The 21,978-nt window shown below is 46.1% G+C and carries 17 protein-coding genes; 10 read left to right on the forward strand and 7 right to left on the reverse strand.

Annotated elements, in window-relative coordinates:
- Positions 1-10 precede the first annotated feature (10 nt).
- The 5 genes from H735_RS05245 to H735_RS05265 all read left to right on the forward strand — a co-directional run bounded on the left by H735_RS05245 (position 11) and on the right by H735_RS05265 (position 6,624).
- Positions 11-1,183 (forward strand): glycosyltransferase family 4 protein, encoded by a 1,173-nt coding sequence (locus H735_RS05245; RefSeq protein ID WP_042979616.1) that lies wholly within the window; start codon positions 11-13, stop codon positions 1,181-1,183.
- Positions 1,176-2,597 (forward strand): lipopolysaccharide biosynthesis protein, encoded by a 1,422-nt coding sequence (locus tag H735_RS05250; protein ID WP_020197385.1) that lies wholly within the window; start codon positions 1,176-1,178, stop codon positions 2,595-2,597. Before H735_RS05245 ends, H735_RS05250 begins: the two co-directional genes overlap by 8 nt.
- Positions 2,594-3,979: an O-antigen ligase family protein gene (locus tag H735_RS05255; protein ID WP_020197384.1), complete on the forward strand. Its 1,386-nt coding sequence runs from the start codon at positions 2,594-2,596 to the stop codon at positions 3,977-3,979. Before H735_RS05250 ends, H735_RS05255 begins: the two co-directional genes overlap by 4 nt.
- Before the next feature lie 96 nt (positions 3,980-4,075).
- Positions 4,076-5,200: a glycosyltransferase gene (locus tag H735_RS05260; RefSeq protein WP_020197383.1), complete on the forward strand. Its 1,125-nt coding sequence runs from the start codon at positions 4,076-4,078 to the stop codon at positions 5,198-5,200.
- On the forward strand, positions 5,197-6,624 hold the full coding sequence (locus H735_RS05265) for a GumC family protein (RefSeq protein ID WP_020197382.1): 1,428 nt from the start codon (positions 5,197-5,199) through the stop codon (positions 6,622-6,624). The genes H735_RS05260 and H735_RS05265 overlap by 4 nt, the downstream gene beginning before the upstream one ends.
- Positions 6,625-6,658: 34 nt before the next feature.
- Here the strand turns inward: H735_RS05265 and H735_RS05270 are convergent, their stop codons facing one another.
- Complete coding sequence (locus tag H735_RS05270; protein ID WP_020197381.1) at positions 6,659-8,167, reverse strand: ABC transporter transmembrane domain-containing protein; 1,509 nt, start codon at positions 8,165-8,167, stop codon at positions 6,659-6,661.
- Positions 8,164-9,228: a molybdopterin guanine dinucleotide synthesis B family protein gene (locus H735_RS05275; protein ID WP_020197380.1), complete on the reverse strand. Its 1,065-nt coding sequence runs from the start codon at positions 9,226-9,228 to the stop codon at positions 8,164-8,166. Before H735_RS05275 ends, H735_RS05270 begins: the two co-directional genes overlap by 4 nt.
- Positions 9,229-9,622: 394 nt before the next feature.
- Here H735_RS05275 and H735_RS05280 point away from each other — a divergent pair, with 394 nt between their 5' ends.
- From H735_RS05280 to H735_RS05290, 3 genes are read left to right on the forward strand one after another with little or no spacing between them, the layout of a single operon-like run.
- Positions 9,623-10,735, forward strand: coding sequence for a glycosyltransferase (locus H735_RS05280; RefSeq protein WP_020197379.1), 1,113 nt, complete (start codon positions 9,623-9,625; stop codon positions 10,733-10,735).
- Positions 10,732-11,940, forward strand: a complete 1,209-nt coding sequence (locus tag H735_RS05285) for a glycosyltransferase family 2 protein (protein WP_020197378.1) — start codon at positions 10,732-10,734, stop codon at positions 11,938-11,940. The genes H735_RS05280 and H735_RS05285 overlap by 4 nt, the downstream gene beginning before the upstream one ends.
- 10 nt (positions 11,941-11,950) lie before the next feature.
- Positions 11,951-12,589, forward strand: coding sequence for a sugar transferase (locus tag H735_RS05290; RefSeq protein ID WP_020197377.1), 639 nt, complete (start codon positions 11,951-11,953; stop codon positions 12,587-12,589).
- 47 nt (positions 12,590-12,636) lie between these two features.
- On the opposite strand, the gene H735_RS05295 is transcribed toward H735_RS05290, so the two are convergent.
- On the reverse strand, positions 12,637-13,026 hold the full coding sequence (locus H735_RS05295; RefSeq protein WP_020197376.1) for an ATP-binding protein: 390 nt from the start codon (positions 13,024-13,026) through the stop codon (positions 12,637-12,639).
- A gap of 313 nt (positions 13,027-13,339) precedes the next feature.
- Between H735_RS05295 and H735_RS05300 the strand changes: the two genes are divergently transcribed.
- Positions 13,340-17,740 (forward strand): SslE/AcfD family lipoprotein zinc metalloprotease, encoded by a 4,401-nt coding sequence (locus H735_RS05300; protein ID WP_020197375.1) that lies wholly within the window; start codon positions 13,340-13,342, stop codon positions 17,738-17,740.
- Positions 17,741-17,828: 88 nt separating this feature from the next.
- Here the strand turns inward: H735_RS05300 and H735_RS05305 are convergent, their stop codons facing one another.
- From H735_RS05305 to H735_RS05315, 3 genes are read right to left on the reverse strand one after another with little or no spacing between them, the layout of a single operon-like run.
- Complete coding sequence (locus H735_RS05305) at positions 17,829-18,491, reverse strand: DNA alkylation repair protein (RefSeq protein WP_020197374.1); 663 nt, start codon at positions 18,489-18,491, stop codon at positions 17,829-17,831.
- Entirely contained in the window at positions 18,491-19,252 is a 762-nt protein-coding gene (locus tag H735_RS05310; protein ID WP_020197373.1) for a class I SAM-dependent methyltransferase, read from the reverse strand. Before H735_RS05310 ends, H735_RS05305 begins: the two co-directional genes overlap by 1 nt.
- Before the next feature lie 4 nt (positions 19,253-19,256).
- On the reverse strand, positions 19,257-19,472 hold the full coding sequence (locus H735_RS05315; protein ID WP_020197372.1) for a DUF6434 domain-containing protein: 216 nt from the start codon (positions 19,470-19,472) through the stop codon (positions 19,257-19,259).
- 253 nt (positions 19,473-19,725) lie between these two features.
- Between H735_RS05315 and H735_RS05320 the strand changes: the two genes are divergently transcribed.
- Positions 19,726-20,157, forward strand: a complete 432-nt coding sequence (locus H735_RS05320; RefSeq protein ID WP_020197371.1) for a hypothetical protein — start codon at positions 19,726-19,728, stop codon at positions 20,155-20,157.
- A 56-nt stretch (positions 20,158-20,213) separates the two neighbouring features.
- On the opposite strand, the gene H735_RS05325 is transcribed toward H735_RS05320, so the two are convergent.
- Positions 20,214-21,749, reverse strand: a complete 1,536-nt coding sequence (locus H735_RS05325; RefSeq protein ID WP_020197370.1) for a diguanylate cyclase — start codon at positions 21,747-21,749, stop codon at positions 20,214-20,216.
- Positions 21,750-21,978: the final 229 nt, after the last annotated feature.

Here is a 21,978-nt window from a genome sequence, read left to right on the forward strand (position 1 = left end):
GGAGCTCACCATGAAACGTGTATTGATGTTTGACGCCATCCCAATGCAAGGCGGTTCCAAAATTGCCAACGCTGAGTTGATTAAACAGTGTGACCAACGTGACGTGATTAGCTATGTCGCGACGACAAATCCAGAACACTGGACTGCCACATTCAGCTCAAACCCTCGCGTACAGGTATTGAAAATCAAGCGTTCTCCAATCACGTCGCATCATGGTATCGCTTATTGGTTGATGAACTGTTTTTACCTAGTGCAGCTGATTTTGGTCACGTTCAAACTACCAAAACTCGACTGGTTTATGGGTTTGTCTTCACCAAACAACGACATGCCTTTGTACCTGCTTCGTCTGTTCAATCGCAAACCTATCGTGCAAATGGTGCATGGCCCGGTCGGCGTGTCTCGCTCATCTGGCTACTGCTTAGTAAAAGCATCTGCGATTCATTATTTATCGAACACTCGTGCTTCCATGATTGATGCGCTTGCTGCCTATTTAAAAATGCCAAAACCGGCGGTAGAACGCTTTTGGACAACCTTAAACACCTCTTCGTTTGTGAACGGCTTGTCTTCAGAACGCGCACCAAAACAAGCGAACCCGATTTCTAATCGAGTGTTCTGGGCTGCCAGCCTTTTGAAATGGAAGAACGTTGATCTGTTGCTCGACGCGATGAAGTTGGATGAGTCAGCAAACCTAAATGCGACCATCTGTTACATCAAACCTAACATCGAAGGCGTTGAATGCTCGCAGCCAGATTTCACTCAGGCAAATATTGAGTGGCACGAATCACCAGACAACCTTGACGAGCTAAGAGCACAGTGTGGTGTGTTTGTGTCGACCAGTGAGAACGAACCGTTTGGGTTATCAATTTTAGAGGCGTTAGCCGCTGGTATGTGTGTCGTGATTCCACATGACGACAGCTATTGGGATCGAGTGTTAACCCATGGCAAGAACTGTATTAAATACACACCAAAAGACGCCGCTTCTCTCCACAATGCCATTCGACTTTTAAACGAAGCACCTTGGCTGAAAGTCACCATGGGGATGGAGGCACTGAACGTTGCGAGTTTATACACCGCAGAACGTTGTTACTTCGATATTACCCAACAGCTTTGTACTGACCCGAATAATAAAGCTCAAGACAGCGCAAAGAAGCGCGACAACGTCAAAGGATATGACCATGTCTAAAGCCATGACCAATATGTCACTGTTCGCCATTGCGTTGGTGATCAACAAAAGCATCAGCTTAATTATGCTGCCAGTGCTTCCTCAGTTTCTCTCGCCAGAGCAAATGGGCAAACTTGAGTTACTAACTTCTTTCGGTGTTGTCACTGCCCTACTTGCAAGCATGGCAATGCACGAAGCGCTGTACCGCTTTGTTGGTGTAGAGAAAGATAGCGAGAAGAAAGTGACCATGCTTAACCAGATCTACTCGCTTTCTGTTTGGATCGCAGCGGCGATTGGCTTGGTTTTATTGTTTGCGATTCTAGTTGCCCCGATTCCTAGTCCGTTTTCTCAATTTGAATTCATCGTGCTGATGTTGGCAATTATCTTGGAAGGTGCGATTGGTATCGGTACTGCTTGGCTGCGCATGCAAGATGATAAAGCGAAAACCCTGCTAAGCGTGATGGTGACCACCACTGTGCTTCAAGTTGTATTTATTGTCGCCGCTTTGATGATTCACCCACACGTCATTTCTGTCTTGCTTGGTGGTCTACTGGCTGCCGTTATCCAATTTACCTGGCTACACATTATCAATAAATACAGAGTTGTCATGCCTGACATGGCGATCGCAAAGCAACATCTGCATTACTGCATCCCTGTCATGATGTCTGCGCTAGTCGCTTTTTGCTTGAACGGTGCCGAGCGTTGGTTCATTGGTGCGAACGTTTCACTAGCAACACTTGGTGTTTACGCGATTGCGGTGAAGTTTGCCATTGGCATGTGTATTTTGGTTCAACCATTCGGTATGTGGTGGATGCCACGTCGCTTCGCCTATCTAGAGCGTAATCGTGGCAAAGAAGCCGTTAGAATTTCTCACTTCGGTATGATTTATATTGCTGCACTGACGGTCTTAGTCGCGACCCTTGCCTTCATTATGATCAGCCAGTTTTTACCAGAAACGTATCAAGAAGCCGCGCTTTACACATTGTTCCTTCTGCCAATTGCTATGATCAAAGAATGGAGCGAGCTACTGAACATCGCGATTCTTTACAAACGTCGCACTCGTTGGCTGCTGGGAATCAACGTCGTTGCCGCTGGCGTCGCAATTACTCTTCTATTTGCGCTTTCTTCTCTTGGTATTTATGGCGTATTCATCGCACTTTACTACGCGCAACTAGCCAAACTGGCGATGACGTTCGTGATTGGACAACAGTGCATGCAGCTTCCTTTCCACCTAAGTTTGATGGTCGCATTACAAATCATCTCAGGAGTGGCACTGTTCCTGCTTTACTCTACTCAATCCATCGGAAGCGCGATCGTGATTTGCATTTTGACATGCACACTGCTTGCAGGCATCGCCTTCCGATACATGTCTAAGGAAACACGTAACAATCTTGTGATGAGATTAAGAACGGAAGCGAAAAGAGTGACGTTATGAATGCCACGGATGTGAGACCAACCCAAATCATCGCTGCGATAACCTTTACTGTGGTTATCGCTTTAGCGTGGTTGGTGATGCCGCATCCGATTTTGATTGTCGCAATTTGTTTTGCTCCGCTTGCCATCTTGTTTGTCCTCAACCAAACCTTTTGGCTAGTGACTTTGTTTGTCATCTTCTCTTTCTTTCGAATTCACGAAGCGTTTCCGGTTATCTACAACTTCAAAATCCCATTATTGTTGTCTTTAGGTGCACTTGGCGCGTTATCGTTTCATCTATTGATCAGTCGTCAGCTATCGGTCTTCTGGCATCCTTCTTTAAAGTGGCTGTTCATCTTCTGGGCGTTAGTTATCATCGGTATTGTGTTCGCCTCAGCACGCGACATCGCGATTACCGTTTTCAAGAATACGTATTGGAAGATCATTGTGATGACACTGGCGATCACTTGGCTTATCACCACACCTAAACAGCTCGCACAAATGTCAAAAGCGATTATCGTTGCTGGGCTGTTGGTCGGACTCGTTGCACTTTATAACGCCACGAACGGCATTGATATTGTGGAAGGAACGCGTGTGTCGATTGGTCGTTCGTTTGGCTCGGTATTAGGCGACCCCAATGACTTGGCGCTGGTTTTGATGTTCCCCCTCGCCTTTACGGTGAGCCAATTGGTCGAGAAACGGTCGTCCATGTGGCTTCGAGGGTTTGCGCTGCTCACTTGTATCATCCTGTTTATGTCGATCCTTGAAACACAAAGCCGTGGTGGTTTATTGGGAGCACTGTCAGTCTTCGCGTATTTCGCGTTCAAACACATCAAGAGTAAGGCTTTGGTTGTCTTCCTAGGCTTAGTCGCGGCTTTGATTCTGTATGCGGTCGCTGGGATCTCTGGGCGAGCATCGGGCGGCGCTGCAGAAGCCGGTATTGATGCCTCGGCAATGGGACGTTTGTACGCTTGGGAAGCGGCTTTCAAAATGGCACTCGACAATCCGATAACCGGCGTTGGTTTAGAAAACTTCTACTACAACTACTTCTTCTACAGCCCGCATTGGGATGGCATTAACCACGCAGTGCACAGTACTTGGTTTGGCGTCCTGGCTGAAACCGGTTTTGTTGGTTTAGCGGTTTTCATTACTCTGATCGTTTCTCTGGTAAAAACGTCATTAAGTTCAATCTCACTTCTGACTGAAAAGTCCCACTTCACGCTTTCTGTAGGTGCAAACGCCGTATTGAGCGGACTTATTGGCACCATAGTCTCAGGGACCTTCCTCACCCAAGGCTTCACTTGGCCGATTTACATACTCGCCGCGCTAACCATAGTGATAAATCGCATCGTTCAAACTGATTGTCAAAATGAGAAATCTTCACCCTCTCAAATTAAGAAATAACCTAACCTATTGTTTTAATAACACTTAAGTCTTTGGCACGCATCGTGATACGTCTTTGAGTAACAACAACGAATCAATTGGCTCAAGGAGAGAACGATGACAGATATCGTAGTATTTGGAGAAGATTTTGGCGGCTTGCCCTCTTCCACTCAACATCTGATAAAGCACCTAGCTAACAACCATCGTATTCTTTGGGTCAACTCGATTGGCTTAAGACAGCCTAAGTTAACCCCGAAAGACGCTAAACGCCTCGTCACTAAACTGACTGGTTCGGTCAAACAACAAGACAAGGTCCAAACGCCTTTCGGTCGTGAAGAAGAGTCAAGCATCAACACCATTACTCTTTTGACGATTCCTGCTCCCAAATCGAAGTGGGCACGTAGCGTCGCGACGAAAATGATGAAACATCAACTGAGCAAAAAGCTGAATGAGCTAGGCTTTCAACATGCCGTTTTTTGGACATCACTGCCTACCGCTGTGGATATTTGCCGAGAAATGAGCACCAAAGGCATTGTTTATTACTGTGGAGACGACTTTGGCGCGCTAGCAGGTGTGGATCATCAAACTGTTTTGGAACATGAAGCAGACCTGATTGATAGCGCAGACCTTATTCTGGCTGCAAGTGACAAACTTGCCGCTGAGTTTCCACAAGAGAAAACCGTTACCCTACCGCATGGGGTGGATTTCAGTTTGTTCTCAGAGCCAGCGGCGAAAGCGCAAGATATGCCAAACAATGGTCGTAAGGTCCTTGGTTTTTACGGCAGCCTATCAGAATGGTTAGATTACCGTTTGATAGAACAAGTGGCCGATCAAGCGCAAGATTGGGACTTGGTCTTTATTGGTCCAAATGAATTTCCTCACAACCCGTTGCCACAACGAAGCAACGTCCATTACCTAGGACCACGAGCACATCAAGATTTACCTAGCTACTCACAGCATTGGGATGCGAGCTGGCTGCCATTCGTCGATAACGCGCAAATTCAAGCCTGTAATCCACTTAAACTATTGGAATACCTCGCAACAGGTACACCGGTCATCAGTACGGCTTTCCCAGCACTTAAACCCTACCAACACATGCTGCATGTTGTGGCGGACGTGGATGATGTTTGTGCAAGCCTCAATCACTTACTCCCACCACCAGAAGGATCACTCTCGATCATCCAACAACAAAGTTGGCAATCAAGAGCACGTCAAGTTGAGCAATTAGTGAGGGCGTTATGAACGATTTAAGAGACAACATCACCCTTTTACTGCACGGCGCGTGGCGACGTCGTTACCTGATTGTCATTCCGATGTTGGTGTTGCCAATCTTGGGGTTTACCGTCAGTAAAATGATGCCAACGAAATATGTGGCGCACACGAGCATGTTGATTCAAGAAACAGCGAAAATGAACCCGTTCCTTGAGGACCTTGCCGTCTCGACTATGCTGAAAGACCGCTTGAGCGCATTAAGCACCTTACTAAAAAGCCGTCATGTGCTGTATTCGGTTGCTCAGGAGCAAGGCTTGATTGACGACAGCATGGGTCCGAAAGAGCAAGAGTTCATCATTAAAGATCTTGCTAATCGTCTAACGGTTCAACAGCTTGGCAAAGACTTCATTCAAATCCAGTTAACCAGTGGCAAATCTGAAGGCATGGAAGAAGTGCTCGGTTCCGTCAGCGACCATTTTGTGGAACAGTTGCTTGCACCAGAGCGCTCTTCAATTAAAGATTCAAGCCACTTTCTTACCATTCACATCGATAAGCGCCGCGAAGAATTGGATAAAGCCGAGCAAGCTTTTGCGGAGTACAAAAACGCCTACTCGCACGCGACACCAGAGATGCAAGCGCAAAGCCTGACTCGTTTAGCGAGCCTAAAGCAGACATTGGCAGAGAAAGAAGCGGAACTAGCAGGTGTAAAACGAAGCTTGGGTAGCTTGGACCAACAGCTTTCAAAGACCAACCCAGTGATTGGTAAGATTGAGGAACAAATCATCGAGATCCGCAGTGAATTAACCCTACTTCGCGCCAAGTACACAGAAGCACACAGCATGGTTCAAGGTAAGCTGCGTGAGCTAAATCGCTTAGAGCAAGAGCGTTCGGTTCTACTCAACTCAAAACAACCAGAGATGAACAGTAATCAGCTTTGGGATATCGCCAGTACAGCAACGGTAAGCAATATTGGTGATGCGCAGCCTCTGCTTGTTTCTCAGCTTCATCAATTGCAAATCATGCGCGGGCGATACGAGTCGCTTCAGGAAGAAACCATTAGCTTGCAAAGTATGATTCAGGAGCTAGAAGTCAATGCAAACCGTTTTGGTAGTACCGCAACTGAAATCAACCGTCTTGCTCGCGACGTGACAGTAAAACGCGAGTTGTATGACGAACTGGTTGAACGTTACGAAATGGCACAGCTCACCGGGTCTTTAGGTGTGTTTGAGGAAAACAAACGTGTGAAAGTCATTGATGAACCTTACACACCAACGATTCCTGCCAACCTGCCAGCGTTTGTATTTGTCATTTTAGGATTCATTGGCGGAGCAGGTTTAGGGATCGGTTTGGCGACCATTGTTGAACTGGCTGACAACTCCATTCGCTCTCGTAAAACACTCGAGAAACACCTTGGGGTGCCAGTGATTACGACCATTCCAAAAATAGCCTTTTAGACCGAATACTTGATTGCTCCTTGGTGCGATGGTGTTACTCCATTCGCACCAAGCTGAGCAAGGTGTAGGTTTCAACACTTGCGTTCACCTTAAGCAAACGCATCAATACGACGTCTTGCCCAATACAGTGATGATTCAACACAATGAGCTTAGGTTTCGACAACAAAACACGTGCAATCAAAATCTGGTTATACAGCGTTTTGTCTAAATGACGTCCGAACTCGGCAACTGCACAATCCAAGCGCTCTGGACTGATGCCGACAAACAAACACACACTGCTCACCTCCTCTTCTGTGGCTCGACGATTGCCATATCGAATGTTGGTCAAAACCGTACCTCGAAACAGCTGACATTGGTCATCGATGATATAAACATACCTACGTAATGAAGAATTGTTGATGGTTCGAATGTCCATTTTCTCCAGCGCCACGTCCCCCATGTAGTCGGTCACGATCCCACTCAATACAGTGCAAATCGCGGTTTTGTTGATTGGGTCGATGCTCGACAGATCAATCGAACGCCCTTTAAAGATATTGACCGATAAGTTTTCACCCGAGAACGGAACGGAGAAATTCTTAACGCACAAACACAGAGCAAGGTCAGTATCGATTTTATGAATCTGACGCTTGTAATTACCCCGCGTGCAACTCATCGCCAACTCCAATCGCTCCTTGGCGACATAGTAAGTGATGGCATAGCCCCAACTGATGGTGATGTCTCTTAGCGCGTTAAATAACAAACCGATGATCAGCATCAAAGTGCCAAAGTTTTGCTCCACCGGATGCTCTTGCCAAACTTGGTGAGTGAACAATAACGCAAGAAGAATACAGAACCACATTGCCGTTTGCTGGGTGAGAACAGCTTGGAAAACGCTATTTTGCTTTGATGTATCACCCAACATCTCGCTACAGCGATTAAGGCGTCGCCCTTCGCGTTTAATCTGACGAAACTGATTCACACTTTGGTAGCCCATAATGCGCTCGCATAAATGCCCGCTCAAACGACCTCGGTCAGTGCGCAGTGTTAAAGCAAGTTCGGTTAAGCGTGGTGTCAGCGCCAAAGACAATGAAAAAAGCCCAGCAACCACCCAAGACACTTGCCAACTGAAACTCGGCCACAAGTAGAAGATAAGCACGAGATAGCCAATAAACGAAAACCCGCTGGTGACTAACGTCGCCGCCCCTAAACTCGCCCAGTTTTTAATGTTGTTACTGTCGGTGATCATTCGACTCATCGACACACCAAGCCTTCTTGGAGGTTGCTCGTTCTTAGGTGACATCAACTCGATATAGAGTTGATGTCGTATGTCTTTTAAGTAATGCTGACCAAGCTTCTCGCCTAAATAGCTTTCGACTATCGTCAGCAAGTACGCCCCAATTCCCAACAGTAAGAAAAGCACTAAGTTGTAAAACTCCGCATCATGCCAAAGCGTATCGAGCACCAAAACATTCCCGACGTTGAGTGCGGAGATGATCAATCCTAGTATCACTAACTGAACCAGCCAGCGCTTTCTCACGCCGGAAAAAAGGGCGTGCAGCTTCATGCGAGTTCGAGCTCCGGTGTCATGCTTGGGAAGTGCAGTAAAGACTTCGAAATACTGGGCTCAATAAGCAAATCTAAGCCATAAACCGGCGTGTCTATCTGTTGTGTAATCTCACGGGTAGACAAGGGTGACGCGCACACAATACCGCTGACAGCAGAGACGGAATACCCTTGATTACTCAACCACTGGACGCCCGCCGTTGCACCTAATGACTCTCTCGCAGCAAAAACGACGTTTGGGAAGCGGGCTTTAAACTCTCGATTCTCAAGTAATTCTCTGGTTTCTTTCTGGAAGATCCCGTCGGCTATCTCAACCACAATGGCGTTACACCCAAATCGAATCAACTCTTGAGACAGGCGATCGACAATATTCATCAGGTCAAAACTGTTTACTTTAAAGGTGGTGGCGTGACCTGCATCTGTGAAATCAAGCGCGATATAAGCACCGGAGTCTTTCATTAACCAAAGGTCGCCGCCTGCCCCAGTTCCCGTCACTTTCATCGCGCCAACACGATAACCGGCCTTGTTCAGACCTCTGATGATGTGCGCGGCAGAAGTCGTTTTGCCTGCGTTCATAGAAGTACCAACTACCGCTACGCTCGGGACGAGATCAACCAAGTTCGAATCATCCACAGCGAAATCGGACACATTAATGATTTTGCCCGAGTAGTCCGCAATAAGACCGACAGGTTGAATGACCGTTGGCGATTTGGTCTTCGAATGCCAAGAGATCGCTTGAGCAGCAATCCCACCCGCTGCCACCATATGGCACTCTTCGAGTGAACCTGGTACAACAGCTTCAAACTGATCCGGCGCATAGCGATGCCCATACGCCAAGATAATCTCGTCTCCTTCAAACAACGTGGCGCGTCGTCCGTCCGTTCTCTCTCCAAATTTGTGATGACCAACCTGCACAATTTTCGCCAATACAAGATCACCAGATTTTGGCTTGCTTACCCCATTCCCTCCAACGAGAGATTGCATAAGCTCAAGGGGAACACGACGGGTTACAAAAGTTCGCTTAGCCGAAGCAATACGGTAAGCCTGACTCAACATAATCATAAGAACTCTCCATTTCTACCATCTGTAGAGATGCGTTTTTTCAACTCGATTTCCGACTTAGTGGTATCAACGCCCTGCGTATTTGGTCAGGTTTTGCGCTGACAGAAAGCACTGTAAAAAACCAAATGTGAAGCAGTTGTGAAGAACTGATGGTTTGAAATAAAAGATTCACAAAACTTATCAATTAGATTCCAAATAGCTGCTAACCAATTGAATTCTCGCTCCTCTTGATATGACGAAATTTGAATCTCAATTTGAGAATCTACCCTTCTCGTTTTGACTCACTTTGAAAGACAAGATTTAAACCACTGAATTTTAATAGGTTTATTTCTGGCATACAGACTGCAATGAACTGGATAAGCAAAATTAAGGGAAATGCGTCGAGGGCTCAGGAATGAAAAACTCAGAGACTAGAAACTCAAGCAATAATGGTAACGTGATCGTTCACATCGTTCAGCATCTCGCTCCAGGAGGATTGGAAACTTTGGTGCTTGAGATGCTTCGCTTTGCCAAAACCGAAGACTCCGTTTTTGTTATCAGCCTAGAGGGAAACAAACAAACTGCGCTAAATCATTGGGAAAAGTTGGCGGACTTTGAAGACCAACTCCACTTTCTAAACAAACCGTCTGGTTTGCATCTATCAACCTTCAAGGTTTTGAAAGCAAAATTAAAACAACTGAATGCAAACGTCGTCCATACACATCACATTGGGCCTTTGCTGTACGGTGGCACTGCAGCTCGTTTGAATGGCATCAAAACCCTGATCCACATTGAGCATGATGCGTGGCATTTAAACAATAAAAAGGCTGCGAGACTGCAATCGACGGTTCTTAAAGTGCTTCGTCCTCAAGTCGTGGCGGATGCTGACTTTGTCGCTGACCAAATCACGAATAAGTTGGGATATCAGCGCGTAAGCACCATCCATAATGGAATCGACTGCGAGAAATTCACCGATGGCAATTCACAAAAAGCGCGTGAGTTTTTCGCTCTACCTACAGACAAGTTCATTGTAGGTACAGCGGGTCGCTTAGAAACGGTGAAAGGACAAGAGATCCTCATCAAAGCCTTTTCTCACCTGCCACAAAACACCCACCTTGCGATTGCTGGTTGTGGCAGCCAAAGAGGCATTCTTGAAGCACAAGTTCGCACACTTGGGTTAGAAGACAGAGTGACTTTCCTCGGATTAGTCAGCGACATGCCTCGTTTTTATCAAAGCCTAAACGTGTTTTGCCTGCCTTCACTTCAAGAAGGTTTCCCTCTATCCACACTAGAAGCACAGGCTTGTGGCGTACCTTGCATTGCAAGCGATGTTGGCGCGGTAAAAGAAACACTGTGCCCACAAATCGGAGCGCTCGTCGAACCGAACAAAGTGCCAATGTTGGCAGATGCGCTATCGCAGCAATTATCACAAACACCCCAATCACCGAGAGCACACATTCTTAAGCATTTTGACATTCGCAATATGGTGAACCGCTACGCGACATTGGCTCAGGGAGAAAACGCATGATTGATCTACTATGGACGGCTGGTTTTGTTTTGTCTGCGCTACTGATTATCTATCATCACGTCGGTTATCCTTTGGTTTTGAATTGGTTATCGGCACGCAGAGAACAACGAAAAGCGAAAAAGAATGCAAGAAAACAAAAAGCAAAAGAGCGCTGCTACAAAGCTTCAAAGCGTGACTGCACACTGCCAAGTGTCACGGTGATCGTTCCTGCTTACAATGAGGAACAATGGATAGCAGAAAAAATCCGTAACCTAGCAAGCCTAGACTACCCGAGAGATAAACTGGCCGTCGTCATTGCTTGCGATGGCTGTACAGATAACACCGCAGCGATTGCACAAGATACGATTCAAGAAGCGATTTGCGCAGATACTCTGTTCATTGTTCATGACCATGAGGTAAACCGCGGTAAAGTCGGATTAATCAACATGGAAATGGAGAGCGTCACTTCAGATATTACTGCATTAAGTGATGTGTCTGCCCTCGTCTCTTGCGACTCGCTCTTATTGGCCAGTCAGCATTATCAAAATGAGAAAGTGGGTGTGGTGAACGCAACCTACCAAATCATGGCGACACAAAACCAAGGCGAAGCAGCCTACTGGCAATATCAATCGAACGTGAAATACAAAGAGTCATTGATCGGCTCAACCATTGGTTCTCACGGCGCATTCTATACCTTCAGAACCAAACTGTTTTCGCCATTAGAGCCTGAGATCATTAACGATGACTTCATTTTGCCAATGCGCATTGTGCTTCAAGGTTATGACTCCGTTTATGAACCAAAAATGTTAGCCATCGAACTGGAAGAAAGCTCGGACAGTTCAGACTTCAAACGTCGCCTACGTATCTCGGCAGGTAACATGCAGCAGTTCTTGAAATTGAAAAAACTGTTATTACCCCGCTATCGTGGCACTGCATTTGCATTTCTATCGGGAAAGGTACTGCGTCTTGCGACACCTTACCTAATGATTATGTGTTTGGTGAGTTCATTGCTGCTGATTCACTACCCAGCGTTTCAATTTCTGATGCTGGCACAACTGGCAGTCTACTCAGTTGCTCTCATCACTTACTTAATACCAGTATTAAATTTGTTTAAGCCATTTAAGTTAATCAGTTACTTAGTGGTTGGACACATAGCTAACTTCGCAGGCGGACTACGCTACCTACTTGGAATGGAAAACGGACGCTGGAAGCGCGTTAATCAATAAGGAAAGCATCATGAAAACTTCACGCTACGACTCAAATATTCATTTAGCAAAACGCGCTTTCGATGTAGTTGTTTCACTGCTCATCTTGCTAATCACCATGCCGATTATGCCTTTGATTGCGTTAGCAATTGTGATGAACTCAAAAGGCCCTGTGATTTATCGTCAGCTTCGTGTTGGACGCTGCACACCAGAAAAAATGGACCTGTTTGAAATTATGAAATTTCGAACCATGTATGTGGATGCAGAACAACGCTCTGGTGCGGTATGGGCTTCTGAGAACGACCCACGTATCACTCCGGTTGGACGCTTCCTACGCAAGACTCGCTTGGATGAGCTTCCACAACTGTTCAACGTGCTAAAAGGTGAAATGTCTCTGATTGGCCCTCGTCCAGAACGCCCTGCTTTCTATCAAAAGTTGGAAGACGAAATCCCTTATTTTGTTGAACGCACTTACGGTGTGCTACCTGGCATCACAGGTCTAGCGCAAGTAAACCAAGGCTATGACTCTTGTATTGAAGACGTTCGTCGTAAGGTAGGTTTTGACCACAGTTACGCACTGAGTTTGAGCTCTTTCTACTCGTGGATTTCCATGGACATTGCCATCATGAGCAAAACGCTAGTGGTGATGATCGACGGTCGCGGTCAGTAAACCATAGAGGCTCAACTGATTAGAAAGAAACAAAGAATGAAGAACCGTTACTCTTGCCATTGGCGGCGCATATTCTCTATCGTCGCTGATGGCACACCATGAGTGCTCTTGTACTCACCTCGGCAAACCTGCACTTCCACTTCAATCTGTTTTTTCTCGCAATACTTTAGATACCGTTTCATCTCCCAATGGCGCACAAACGTGTTACTGACAATCACAGTCTTTCCTTTGCTTAGCCATTTGCGAGTTTGCTGAAAGCACCACTCGTGCGCATCAGCCAGCTTTGTGCCATCAAAATGGTATTCGCCAATTTCATTCTCAAAATACATGTCAGCTTCAAAATGTTTTGCTTTGAGCTGTTTGGACAATTTCTTGGCAAGTGTCGTCTTACCAGAGCCCGGTAAACCACGGATTAGAAGAAGTTTCGCGTTAGACATAATGGGATGATTTCAGTGAAAAACCAGCAAACTGTACGCTATTTTTATAGAAAAGAAAGCGAAAGCAACCACAAGGTTTTGCCATTCTCGGAATCCTGCTCCCATTTGCGTAAATAATCGCGATGCGCCATTAATTTTTGTTCCCTCCTGTCGCATTTGAAACTAGAATGCGCGCGCATTTATTGAGCCCTAAAAAGTCACTAAAAGTTAGGCACTTATAAACCAAAACTCAATATCTGTGAGCTTTTAGATAAAGTTAATCTCAACCAACTCGCCATCCAGACGACGATGGCATTTCATAAGGGTTTAGTCTTTGAAAAGAAGTCTTCTTTCAATCCTTGTCGCTTCGCTGCTGTTTGGCTGCGGAGGCGATGAAAACAAACACTCAACAAGCACCACGTCTCCAACGGTCGAACCAAATTTACCGCCTGATCAACCAGATATTGGCGTAACGACCTACCAAGGTAAGCTATTCATTAACGGTAAACAGATCACTGGTGATATTCAGTGTGATATGCAAGACATCAGTGAGTCTGGTTACTTCACCTATGCAGCTTCAGAAGGCCATTTTGATTGTCAATTTGGTGGTGTGACTTTAGGTGAGTTCAGTTACCAGATCCCTGAGCAAACTCGTATGGGTTCACAGCCAGCTGAATTAACGCAAGCCTATGACCTAAAAGACGTACTCGGCCAACACGCAAACAATGCCACTAAGCTGTTAAACAAGATCGACACGTGCCCTACTCAGGACGCACAAGTGTGTTTGGATGAAATCAACAGTTATGACATCCAAGACTTATACGAAAGTGACGATCAAGCTGCGATTGATGAGTTCCTCAATCCAAGTGTTGCAAACGAAGGTGAACAACCAAGCGCGCACGTTGACCCAGAACTTCAACCAGAAGTCACTCCGGGCGCAAGCAACAACTTAACGGGGTCGTTTGTGTCTGCCAATGCAGAGGCGACTTACGAATACAAACCAAGTGCAGCCAACAAACCGTTGACCAAAAGCCGTTTGACCGACTCCCAAGGAAATGCGCTTGCTGGCATCGAGTTCTTTAGCCAATCCGCACGCGGAATCACGGATGCCAACGGTGAATTTGAATACCTTTGGGGTGAGAACCTGATCTTTGGTATCGACACCTTTACTCTAGGCCAAGTGAAAGGCAATAAGGTCAATTACCAACTTGCGGATTTAAGCGACAACCCATTGGTGAAACAGAACCTTGATGCGTTCGTTCATCGCTATGGTGTGTCTTCTGGCAACCACATTGAGATCAGCGATACCGTTCGTCAGGTGTTTGCACAATATCCGAACGTTATTAACGAGCTGATCAATCTGAGCCTACCTAACGGCGCAAAAATTGAAGGCACAAACTTCACCACACCCAATGAGTTCGAAGCGCAATTCAGCCAAGGTTTAACACAAATCATTGATGGGCAACTAAAGCAGACGCCTCAATGGTCAGGTTTTGCTGCACCTATGCTGCGTACGGTTCGTGCTTCTGGTAGTAATTATGTCACGCAGTCTCTGCATCAGATTTATGCTGGCGTGGATAGCGTCCACATCTTCCATGATAACCATGGTTGGGGAGGCTCTGGTTACACACGTGCGATGCGCAACTTCAACCTAACCAATGAAGCGTTCCCTGTTCTGATGCCACGTAACGACAACAGCTACTGGCTCCCGTTTGGTGAAGAAGCGGCGTGGACACGTGGTTCAGGCAAAGATCAAAAAGCCTACATTGTGGATGCCACAACCATTGATGAGAACTCAACGGTGGTGATGCAGCGCCCAGAGGTGATTTCCAAACAAACCGCGACCTTTAATCTACCAACCATGACGGCAGGTATGATTGGCTCGGGTAAAGTGGTGTTCTTGGGTAATGCGATGTACACCTCTATCTTCTCTTGTCCAGAAAACTACTGGGCAGGCGCAGATCTGGGCATCGACAGCGAAGCGCAGCAATGTCGTTACAGCACGCCTCACAACCAAGAAGCACAAGATGCGGATACTCGTACCGATCGCGGCAGTATGCAAATCATGTTCAGCAACTTGATTGATTGGTTAGTGCCGAACGCAACGCAAGAATCTGTCGCGATTGCTACCAACATCAACAAAGGTCACGCATTCCGTTGGGATCGCAAAGAAGGTCAAATCTACGATTTCTTTGTCAACCCAAGCTATAAGTTGGGTGAAATGGACGTATTAAGCAGCGGCCAGTTTGATTCATTAGATCCAACCTCTACACCACTGCTTTTGCTTCAGTCTTACGAAATCAAAACCGATGGCTACGCGACAAAATCCGTCGTGTCTGACATCAACCAACCTAAGTTGGACGCCGATGACGTTACAGCGCTGATCGAATACGTAAACAACGGTGGTAGCATCATCTTCTTTGATGCTTTGGAAGAGAGTAACCCAGAGCCAATTGCTCGTTTAGCGGATGCAGCAGGCGTTTCTGTTGGCGGAGCGAACGTTGCCAAGACATTCCAATCTCTGTGTACTGACAGCTATTGGTGTCACAGCACATCAGGCCCGAATGTCCCTAACTTGCATACCGTCGCAGAGCACGACCTTGTGGTTTATGAACGTTATGCAGACACGACTAAGATTGAGATCAATGACAACGGTACGGTGACGTGGCCGGGCAATATCGACATGCCTACCCTTGAAATACCGCTATACAACGTCTCCATTGATGGACAAGAGCATCAACGTTATGCATTCCACATGGTGAAGTCTGAACAAGAGAAACAAGCAGCAATTGCAGAGCTTCAACTCGAGTTTCCTGGCGTTCCGGTGTGTAAAGACGATTACCAATACGAAGTAAACTGTATTGAAGTGCGAGAAGGTCATGGCATTCCTAGCCGTGGTAATCACCATCGCCCAGACTTTACTCGTTACGAAATGAGCCCTGAAGTCGTCGATAGCATGGTAAAAGCGGCGAACTTAGGTGCCAATATTGATCGCTTACTTTCTCACGAGCTTTACTACCGCAGTAAAGGGGAAATTGGTGAACGCTTGTCGCAAGCTGAGCTAACTTCAACCTACGATAACCTATCCGTTTGGCTTTGGAATGATGAGCAATACGAGTTCAATCCAAACGTACAAGATGAGCTTGGCTTCAAACGTGCGCTCGAAATGCTGAACTGTTACACGAGCAACGCACATCAAGGCGGTAATGTTTGTGGTCAAGATACGCGAGAGCAACTTGCTAAATGGTCAATGATTACCGAATCAGGCGAGCTGAACCCGTCTTACCCTCTGAACTGGATGGAAAAGCCGTTAACACGCATGATGTTAGGTCGCTCTTACTGGGATTTAGATATCAGTGTTGATACGACTGGCTACCCGGGTCGTCCTGTTCAATCAGCCAGTACAGCGAACGTTGCGATTCATACCGACAACAAAACCGTGATTGGTACGGCAGGCAGCATGCAATCGACAGGCTTGTGGGCGCCACAACTTGAAGAAGTCACCATCTCTGGTGGTGTAAAAGCGTCTATCAATGTTGCATTGGTTGATGACTTAACAGGCCGTGCAAACCACGAACTGAGTTTGAAGCGCCCACCACGCGTACAAAAGACTTTCCAATATAACGGTTCGTCTTTGAGCTTCAAAGTACCTTACGGTGGTTTGATTTACATTCAACCGTTAGAAGTGGATTCTCGTGACGTTGTGACGTTTAACTTCACTGGTGTGCTTCGTGCGTCTTGGTGGAAAGACGGTGCTTGGCTAAACCCAATCAACACTGACGTGCCATTGGCAGAAATCGATTCAGGTCATTTCGTCTACACGACGCCTATGAAAAACGTACTGGACACAGACGTACCTAAGTTTGCCGATGAACTGAACGCATTCGCGAACCATGCGAGTGATTTTTACGGACGTGATCAAGTCACGGCAGAAGGAAAACACCGTCGATTTACATACGATGCCCTGCTCGCCAACCGACATCGCTTCGTGAATGATGTGCAAATCTCGATTGGTGCAGCACACTCAGGCTACCCAGTTCAAAGCAACAGCTACTGGCCAACATGGACCGTCGTTCCATCAAACCCAACCAATGACTGGTTGCTATGGCATGAAGTCGGACACAACCTTGCTTCAGCGCCGTTTATGATGGCAGGCTCTACTGAGGTCACCAACAACATTCTTGCGCTTTACATGCAAGAACAGCGTGAATCAAAGCCATACATGGACCGTATAGCGAGTGATTTATCCAAGTCACCTTTATGGCTCGATCGCTTTGAAGGCCATGCTTGGAGTGAAGCGGATGTCGGCATGCGTTTAGCGATGTTCGGTCAGTTAAAGCTTTGGGCAGAAGACCATTTCAACATCGATGATTGGTATGCGAATCAAGCCGAGAAGCCTAGCATCTTTGGTGAAGACCAAGGCTGGAACTTCTTCAAACTCGCACACCGTAAAGCACGTGGTGACAGCATTGGCGACCAAGGCATTAACTACTGTTCTGCACAAAGCAGCCTGTTAAGCCAAGGCGATCTCATGATGGCATGTGCCTCATACCTAACCGGATACGATCTGACAGATTACTTCCGTTTGTGGAACCCATCAGAAACCAAAGCCAACCTGCCAAATGGCACTGTTGATTACTCTGGTGGTTTAACGCCTGCCGGTTTCAACGCGGTTGCGACGATGGATTTACCGAAACCAGATAAGTCTCCTTCTGAGTATTTGTCTGTTAAGTAACCCGTAAGACGATAAAAGCCGACAGAGTTCGATTCTGTCGGCTTTTTTTATCACTCTGTTTGCTTTGGCAAAGTGCTGAAAAAGTAAACTACAAGGCCATCAGCTCTTGCTTAGTTTGCTTATCCAGCTTTTCTATCGCATATCGAAACGCCGTCCTCGGCATCTTGCTATGGTGACGTTTCAAGTAGTCCACCACTCGCTCCGGTTCTTTTTGCGCCAGCACTTTGAGCATCCAGCCATAGCCTTTTTGCACTAAATAATGATCATCTTCGAGCAACAAATCCGCTATGTGAAAAGGCTCAGTCCCTTTGTATAGACCTTTATTGATCGGATAGATAAGCGTCACAGCGGCTGCTCGCCTCACGGCAAAGTTATCACTCTTAACCCACTCCAATGTGCGAGTAAACAGGCTGTTGTCTTGAGCAATAAGCGCACCGAGTGCATGGGTGCAAAAATCATCACAATCATTCCAATCGGTTATGTATTGATAAAGCCAAGATTCGAATCGATCGTACGTGGCGGCGTCATACTGCTTTTTTACTCTGAATGCCCAATCAAACGCAATCACGCTTAATGCCCAATCACGCTCTGCCAGCAATGTTTCACACTGCTCAAAAACGAAGTCTGCTTGCTTACTGTCTAAACTTCGAAAACCATCGGCAGAGATCGCTCTCACCAAGCCCGTGCGCACTCGCTTCTCTGGGTACCCAATCTCACTTAACTGTTGAGTTAACGTTTTTACAATACTCATTATTTTTCTTTCTGTACTTCCATTTCGATACGTTTAGCATGAATCAACCACCAAGGTCGTCCATCAAACAAACGAGGTCCAACTTGTTCGACTTCCAACATCAACCCGTCAACAACTTCTTCAGGTAATACTTTTCTTAATTGAACTTCATGACTCACCCATTCTTGATAGACCGCATGCCAAAATTCGGAAATGCCCTCTCTTTCAGTGGCCTCGATTAATTCAAATCCGTTTTTTTCGAGAGCTAAACGCCATGCGCTTCCGAGCTTTTTAAATTTAGGCGATCCTTCTAATGGTTCTCGTGTCGTGAAGATCAGTTGACCACCTTTGTTAAGTAAACGATGGATATCCGATAGCACTTGGTCTTCATCTCTTGCAAATGGCAGAGCATCAATGCTGATCACACTGTCAAACTTTGCTGAAAGGCTGGATAAATTCTCAAACTCTAATTTGAAAAACTCGATGTTTGAGCCTTTCAATGTATGTTGTTGAGCATACTCAATCGCAAATTCAGAACGATCGACACCTAAAACGTGACAGTTTAATGTCTGGTTCAGCCAGCGACTAAAACCACCAGCTCCACAACCTAAGTCCAATACAGTCTGGAGGTTGCCTGCAATGAGTTTACCTTTGAGTTGTTCGAGTAACTGTATAGTGCAACTACTGTAAGGCTGTAGTTCAGAGGGATACTTCTCGCCTGCCGCTTTGGTCCATAACGAATTAAAGAGAGCGTTGTTTAAACGGTATTGATAGCTATCCATAACATTACTTTGCTTGCTGCCTGCGTAGCCACTCTTGTGCGGCCTTACCCATGCTTGTTCCTTCTGCGTCGTTCATCCACTGCATAAAGCTACGGTCAAACTTGAAATCGTCTCCACATTTGGATTTGAAGTAACGACGTACATTTTGAGTGCTCTTATAGGAAGACGTAATTAACGTGTTGTCTTCAATATGGTTTTTATGCCAATCCACTTTGCTCATATGTCTCTCCCTTTGTGCTTTGTTGCGACTCCTTGCTCAAAAGAAAGAGTGACATCTTCTATGAGCTACATCCACCTTGAGCCTGCGAATACTTCATTTTTGCCAATTCAGTCATATTTCCGTGGTTTATGTATTGTGCTGACAAGAATCCAAATTGGAACGGGACACGAATATTTACATATCTCGTTGTAATCAGTTTAAGTAAGAGTCGGTCTGCCATTAGGAACCTTCACTACTCAATAAAGGAATGAAAATGAAAGAAACGCTCCAACCAAAGCTTCAACGTCAGTTAGGATTAGGGCTGTTAGCAATGCGCTTAAGTATCGCGTTGGTATTTATCATGTGGGCGCTAGATAAAGTGCTGGTACCAGAGCATGCAATGAAAGTGTTCTCTGGCTTCTATGGCTTAGATATTTCGAGTGGATTTTCAGTCGCGTTAGGTATTGCCCAGTTGGTGTTCATCGGAATTTTTGTGGCTGGACTTTGGAAGAACCTGACTTATCTTGCGATTCTGGTATTACACGCAGGCTCGACTTTTTCTTCGTTCGCGAAGTACCTAGACCCGTTCAACAACCTATTATTCTTCGCGGCATGGCCGATGCTTGCTGCGTGTTTCGCTCTCTACCTATTGCGAGATCACGACATCTATGTGTTGAGAAAGCAGCCTCAAACAGTTACGGCTTAACTCACCACCAGCGACTGAGACACAATAAAAAAGGGAGGCTTCACACCTCCCTTTTGCTAACTGAATATCGGCACTTCTACCATCGAAGTATGATAAAACGCATAACGCCCTTTACCTAACTGCTTCGCTCGGTACACCGCCATATCGGAACAGTGCAGCAGAATATCAATATCGCGCCCCACGCCCTCTGTGAGAACAACCCCAATTGACGCGGTTAAACTGATATCAATGCCTAAACGATCCGCCGTGCTTTGTAATTTAGCGAGGAATTTGTCTAGCTTGAGCTCTAATTCACGCTTAGTTCGAAACTCTTGCGTTAACACCACAAACTCATCACCACCAAATCGACCTATGATGTCGCGCTTGTGGCCAAAACTCTCTCTCAACACCGCCACAAACAGAGCGATAACTTTATCGCCCGCTAAGTGACCGTATGTATCGTTGATGTACTTGAGGTTATCCATATCAAAGAAGATACAGGCCTTGGGCGTATTACTTAGAGATAACGACTTCTCTGCCCCTCGCAAGAAATACTCCCGCGTGAGCAACCCACTGCGTGAACAAAACACGCCATTACGGCTGGCTTGAAGAACCTGTTCAAAGTGCTCTTTTAGCTCCATAGAACTGTCGTTGAACACCACCTTGCTCTCTTCTAAGAATCGGTCAAGCGGTTGAGTTAAACCGACCACCTGCTTACCCATCAAGCGTGCGATAACGACGTAAATCGCGATAATCAGCATCACGTTCGCACCAAACATCAAAGTTCCATCACCTAGCAAGGTACTGAACTTAGCTTTTGAAAGCAGAATCCAAGGCGTGCCTTCTATCTTAGTAAACTCAACATATGACAAATCAAAAGGCTTGCTGTAAGTGAAAAAGCCACCATTGGCCGTTTCTGTCAGTGCTTTAAGGCTCTTTTCACGGTCGAATAGCTTCTCGTAACCGTAGTTAAACAAGTTAATCCCAACATAATGCTTGTCTTTGGAATGACTGATGACATTAAGATTCTCATCTAACAGTACGCTGTAGATGTCGTTTTCATTGTCGGTTTGAAGTGCGGTTTGAATTTCACTGAAATGAATAGACGCTGAGATGGTGCCCATCAAATCACCGAGTTCGTCAAACATGGGACGACACAGCACATAAACAATTTTTCCATTTGAGACGTCGGTGAGAACGTCTGTCATCACCGCTTTCTTACTGCGGATCACTTGATGGAAGTAGTCACGATGAGCGATGGAATGCACTTTATTGTTGTGTGTGCTGACCATGTTCCCCACACCATCGCTGAATCCAATGCCCGCCAGCTCAAAGGCCTGCTTATATGGAACCGCACGTTGCGCACGCTCTTGCAATGTGATGTCCGATTCGATGAAGTGCTCATCTTTACTCATTGCGCGTAGCAGATCACGGTAACCATCGACGATAGTACCAAGGTTGAGCTCTGCAGATTTAACATGGTATCGGGCTAGGTTTTTCGCTTCGTCGACCTGCTGGTATGCCCAGTAGGTGAAGTTAGTGAAAAGCGCGATCAAGACAATCGGGACAGTGTAACGCAGAGTGACCGATTGAAGACTTCGAGATACGTTCATGATTTAGTTATTGTTATTTGTTGTCGTATGGAGGTTAACTTTTTATGTAAGCCTTTTTCCCACTAACCTTTGCATCGTTTGAAGTACAACTCTGGGAAATCACAAGCACATATTTCACAAAGTCTCATTAGCAAGAAAATCCGACGATTATACCCACCCCTGTATATCGACACAGCCACTTTATGACCTTTTACGACAAAACATTTTACTCACTCGACAAATGGTTTTT

Source organism: Vibrio owensii CAIM 1854 = LMG 25443 (genome assembly GCF_000817815.1).
Lineage (GTDB): Bacteria > Pseudomonadota > Gammaproteobacteria > Enterobacterales > Vibrionaceae > Vibrio > Vibrio owensii.

Excerpts from the sequence above, each read along its gene's own strand:
- H735_RS05245 (WP_042979616.1), top strand. The coding sequence starts at position 11 with ATGAAACGTGTATTGATGTTTGACGCCATCCCAATGCAAGGCGGTTCC.
- H735_RS05255 (WP_020197384.1), top strand. The coding sequence starts at position 2,594 with ATGAATGCCACGGATGTGAGACCAACCCAAATCATCGCTGCGATAACC.
- H735_RS05325 (WP_020197370.1), bottom strand. The coding sequence starts at position 21,749 with ATGAACGTATCTCGAAGTCTTCAATCGGTCACTCTGCGTTACACTGTC.
- H735_RS05280 (WP_020197379.1), top strand. The coding sequence starts at position 9,623 with ATGAAAAACTCAGAGACTAGAAACTCAAGCAATAATGGTAACGTGATC.
- H735_RS05295 (WP_020197376.1), bottom strand. The coding sequence starts at position 13,026 with ATGTCTAACGCGAAACTTCTTCTAATCCGTGGTTTACCGGGCTCTGGT.
- H735_RS05290 (WP_020197377.1), top strand. The coding sequence starts at position 11,951 with ATGAAAACTTCACGCTACGACTCAAATATTCATTTAGCAAAACGCGCT.
- H735_RS05315 (WP_020197372.1), bottom strand. The coding sequence starts at position 19,472 with ATGAGCAAAGTGGATTGGCATAAAAACCATATTGAAGACAACACGTTA.
- H735_RS05260 (WP_020197383.1), top strand. The coding sequence starts at position 4,076 with ATGACAGATATCGTAGTATTTGGAGAAGATTTTGGCGGCTTGCCCTCT.
- H735_RS05305 (WP_020197374.1), bottom strand. The coding sequence starts at position 18,491 with ATGAGTATTGTAAAAACGTTAACTCAACAGTTAAGTGAGATTGGGTAC.
- H735_RS05275 (WP_020197380.1), bottom strand. The coding sequence starts at position 9,228 with ATGATTATGTTGAGTCAGGCTTACCGTATTGCTTCGGCTAAGCGAACT.
- H735_RS05310 (WP_020197373.1), bottom strand. The coding sequence starts at position 19,252 with ATGGATAGCTATCAATACCGTTTAAACAACGCTCTCTTTAATTCGTTA.
- H735_RS05285 (WP_020197378.1), top strand. The coding sequence starts at position 10,732 with ATGATTGATCTACTATGGACGGCTGGTTTTGTTTTGTCTGCGCTACTG.
- H735_RS05250 (WP_020197385.1), top strand. The coding sequence starts at position 1,176 with ATGTCTAAAGCCATGACCAATATGTCACTGTTCGCCATTGCGTTGGTG.
- H735_RS05320 (WP_020197371.1), top strand. The coding sequence starts at position 19,726 with ATGAAAGAAACGCTCCAACCAAAGCTTCAACGTCAGTTAGGATTAGGG.
- H735_RS05270 (WP_020197381.1), bottom strand. The coding sequence starts at position 8,167 with ATGAAGCTGCACGCCCTTTTTTCCGGCGTGAGAAAGCGCTGGCTGGTT.
- H735_RS05265 (WP_020197382.1), top strand. The coding sequence starts at position 5,197 with ATGAACGATTTAAGAGACAACATCACCCTTTTACTGCACGGCGCGTGG.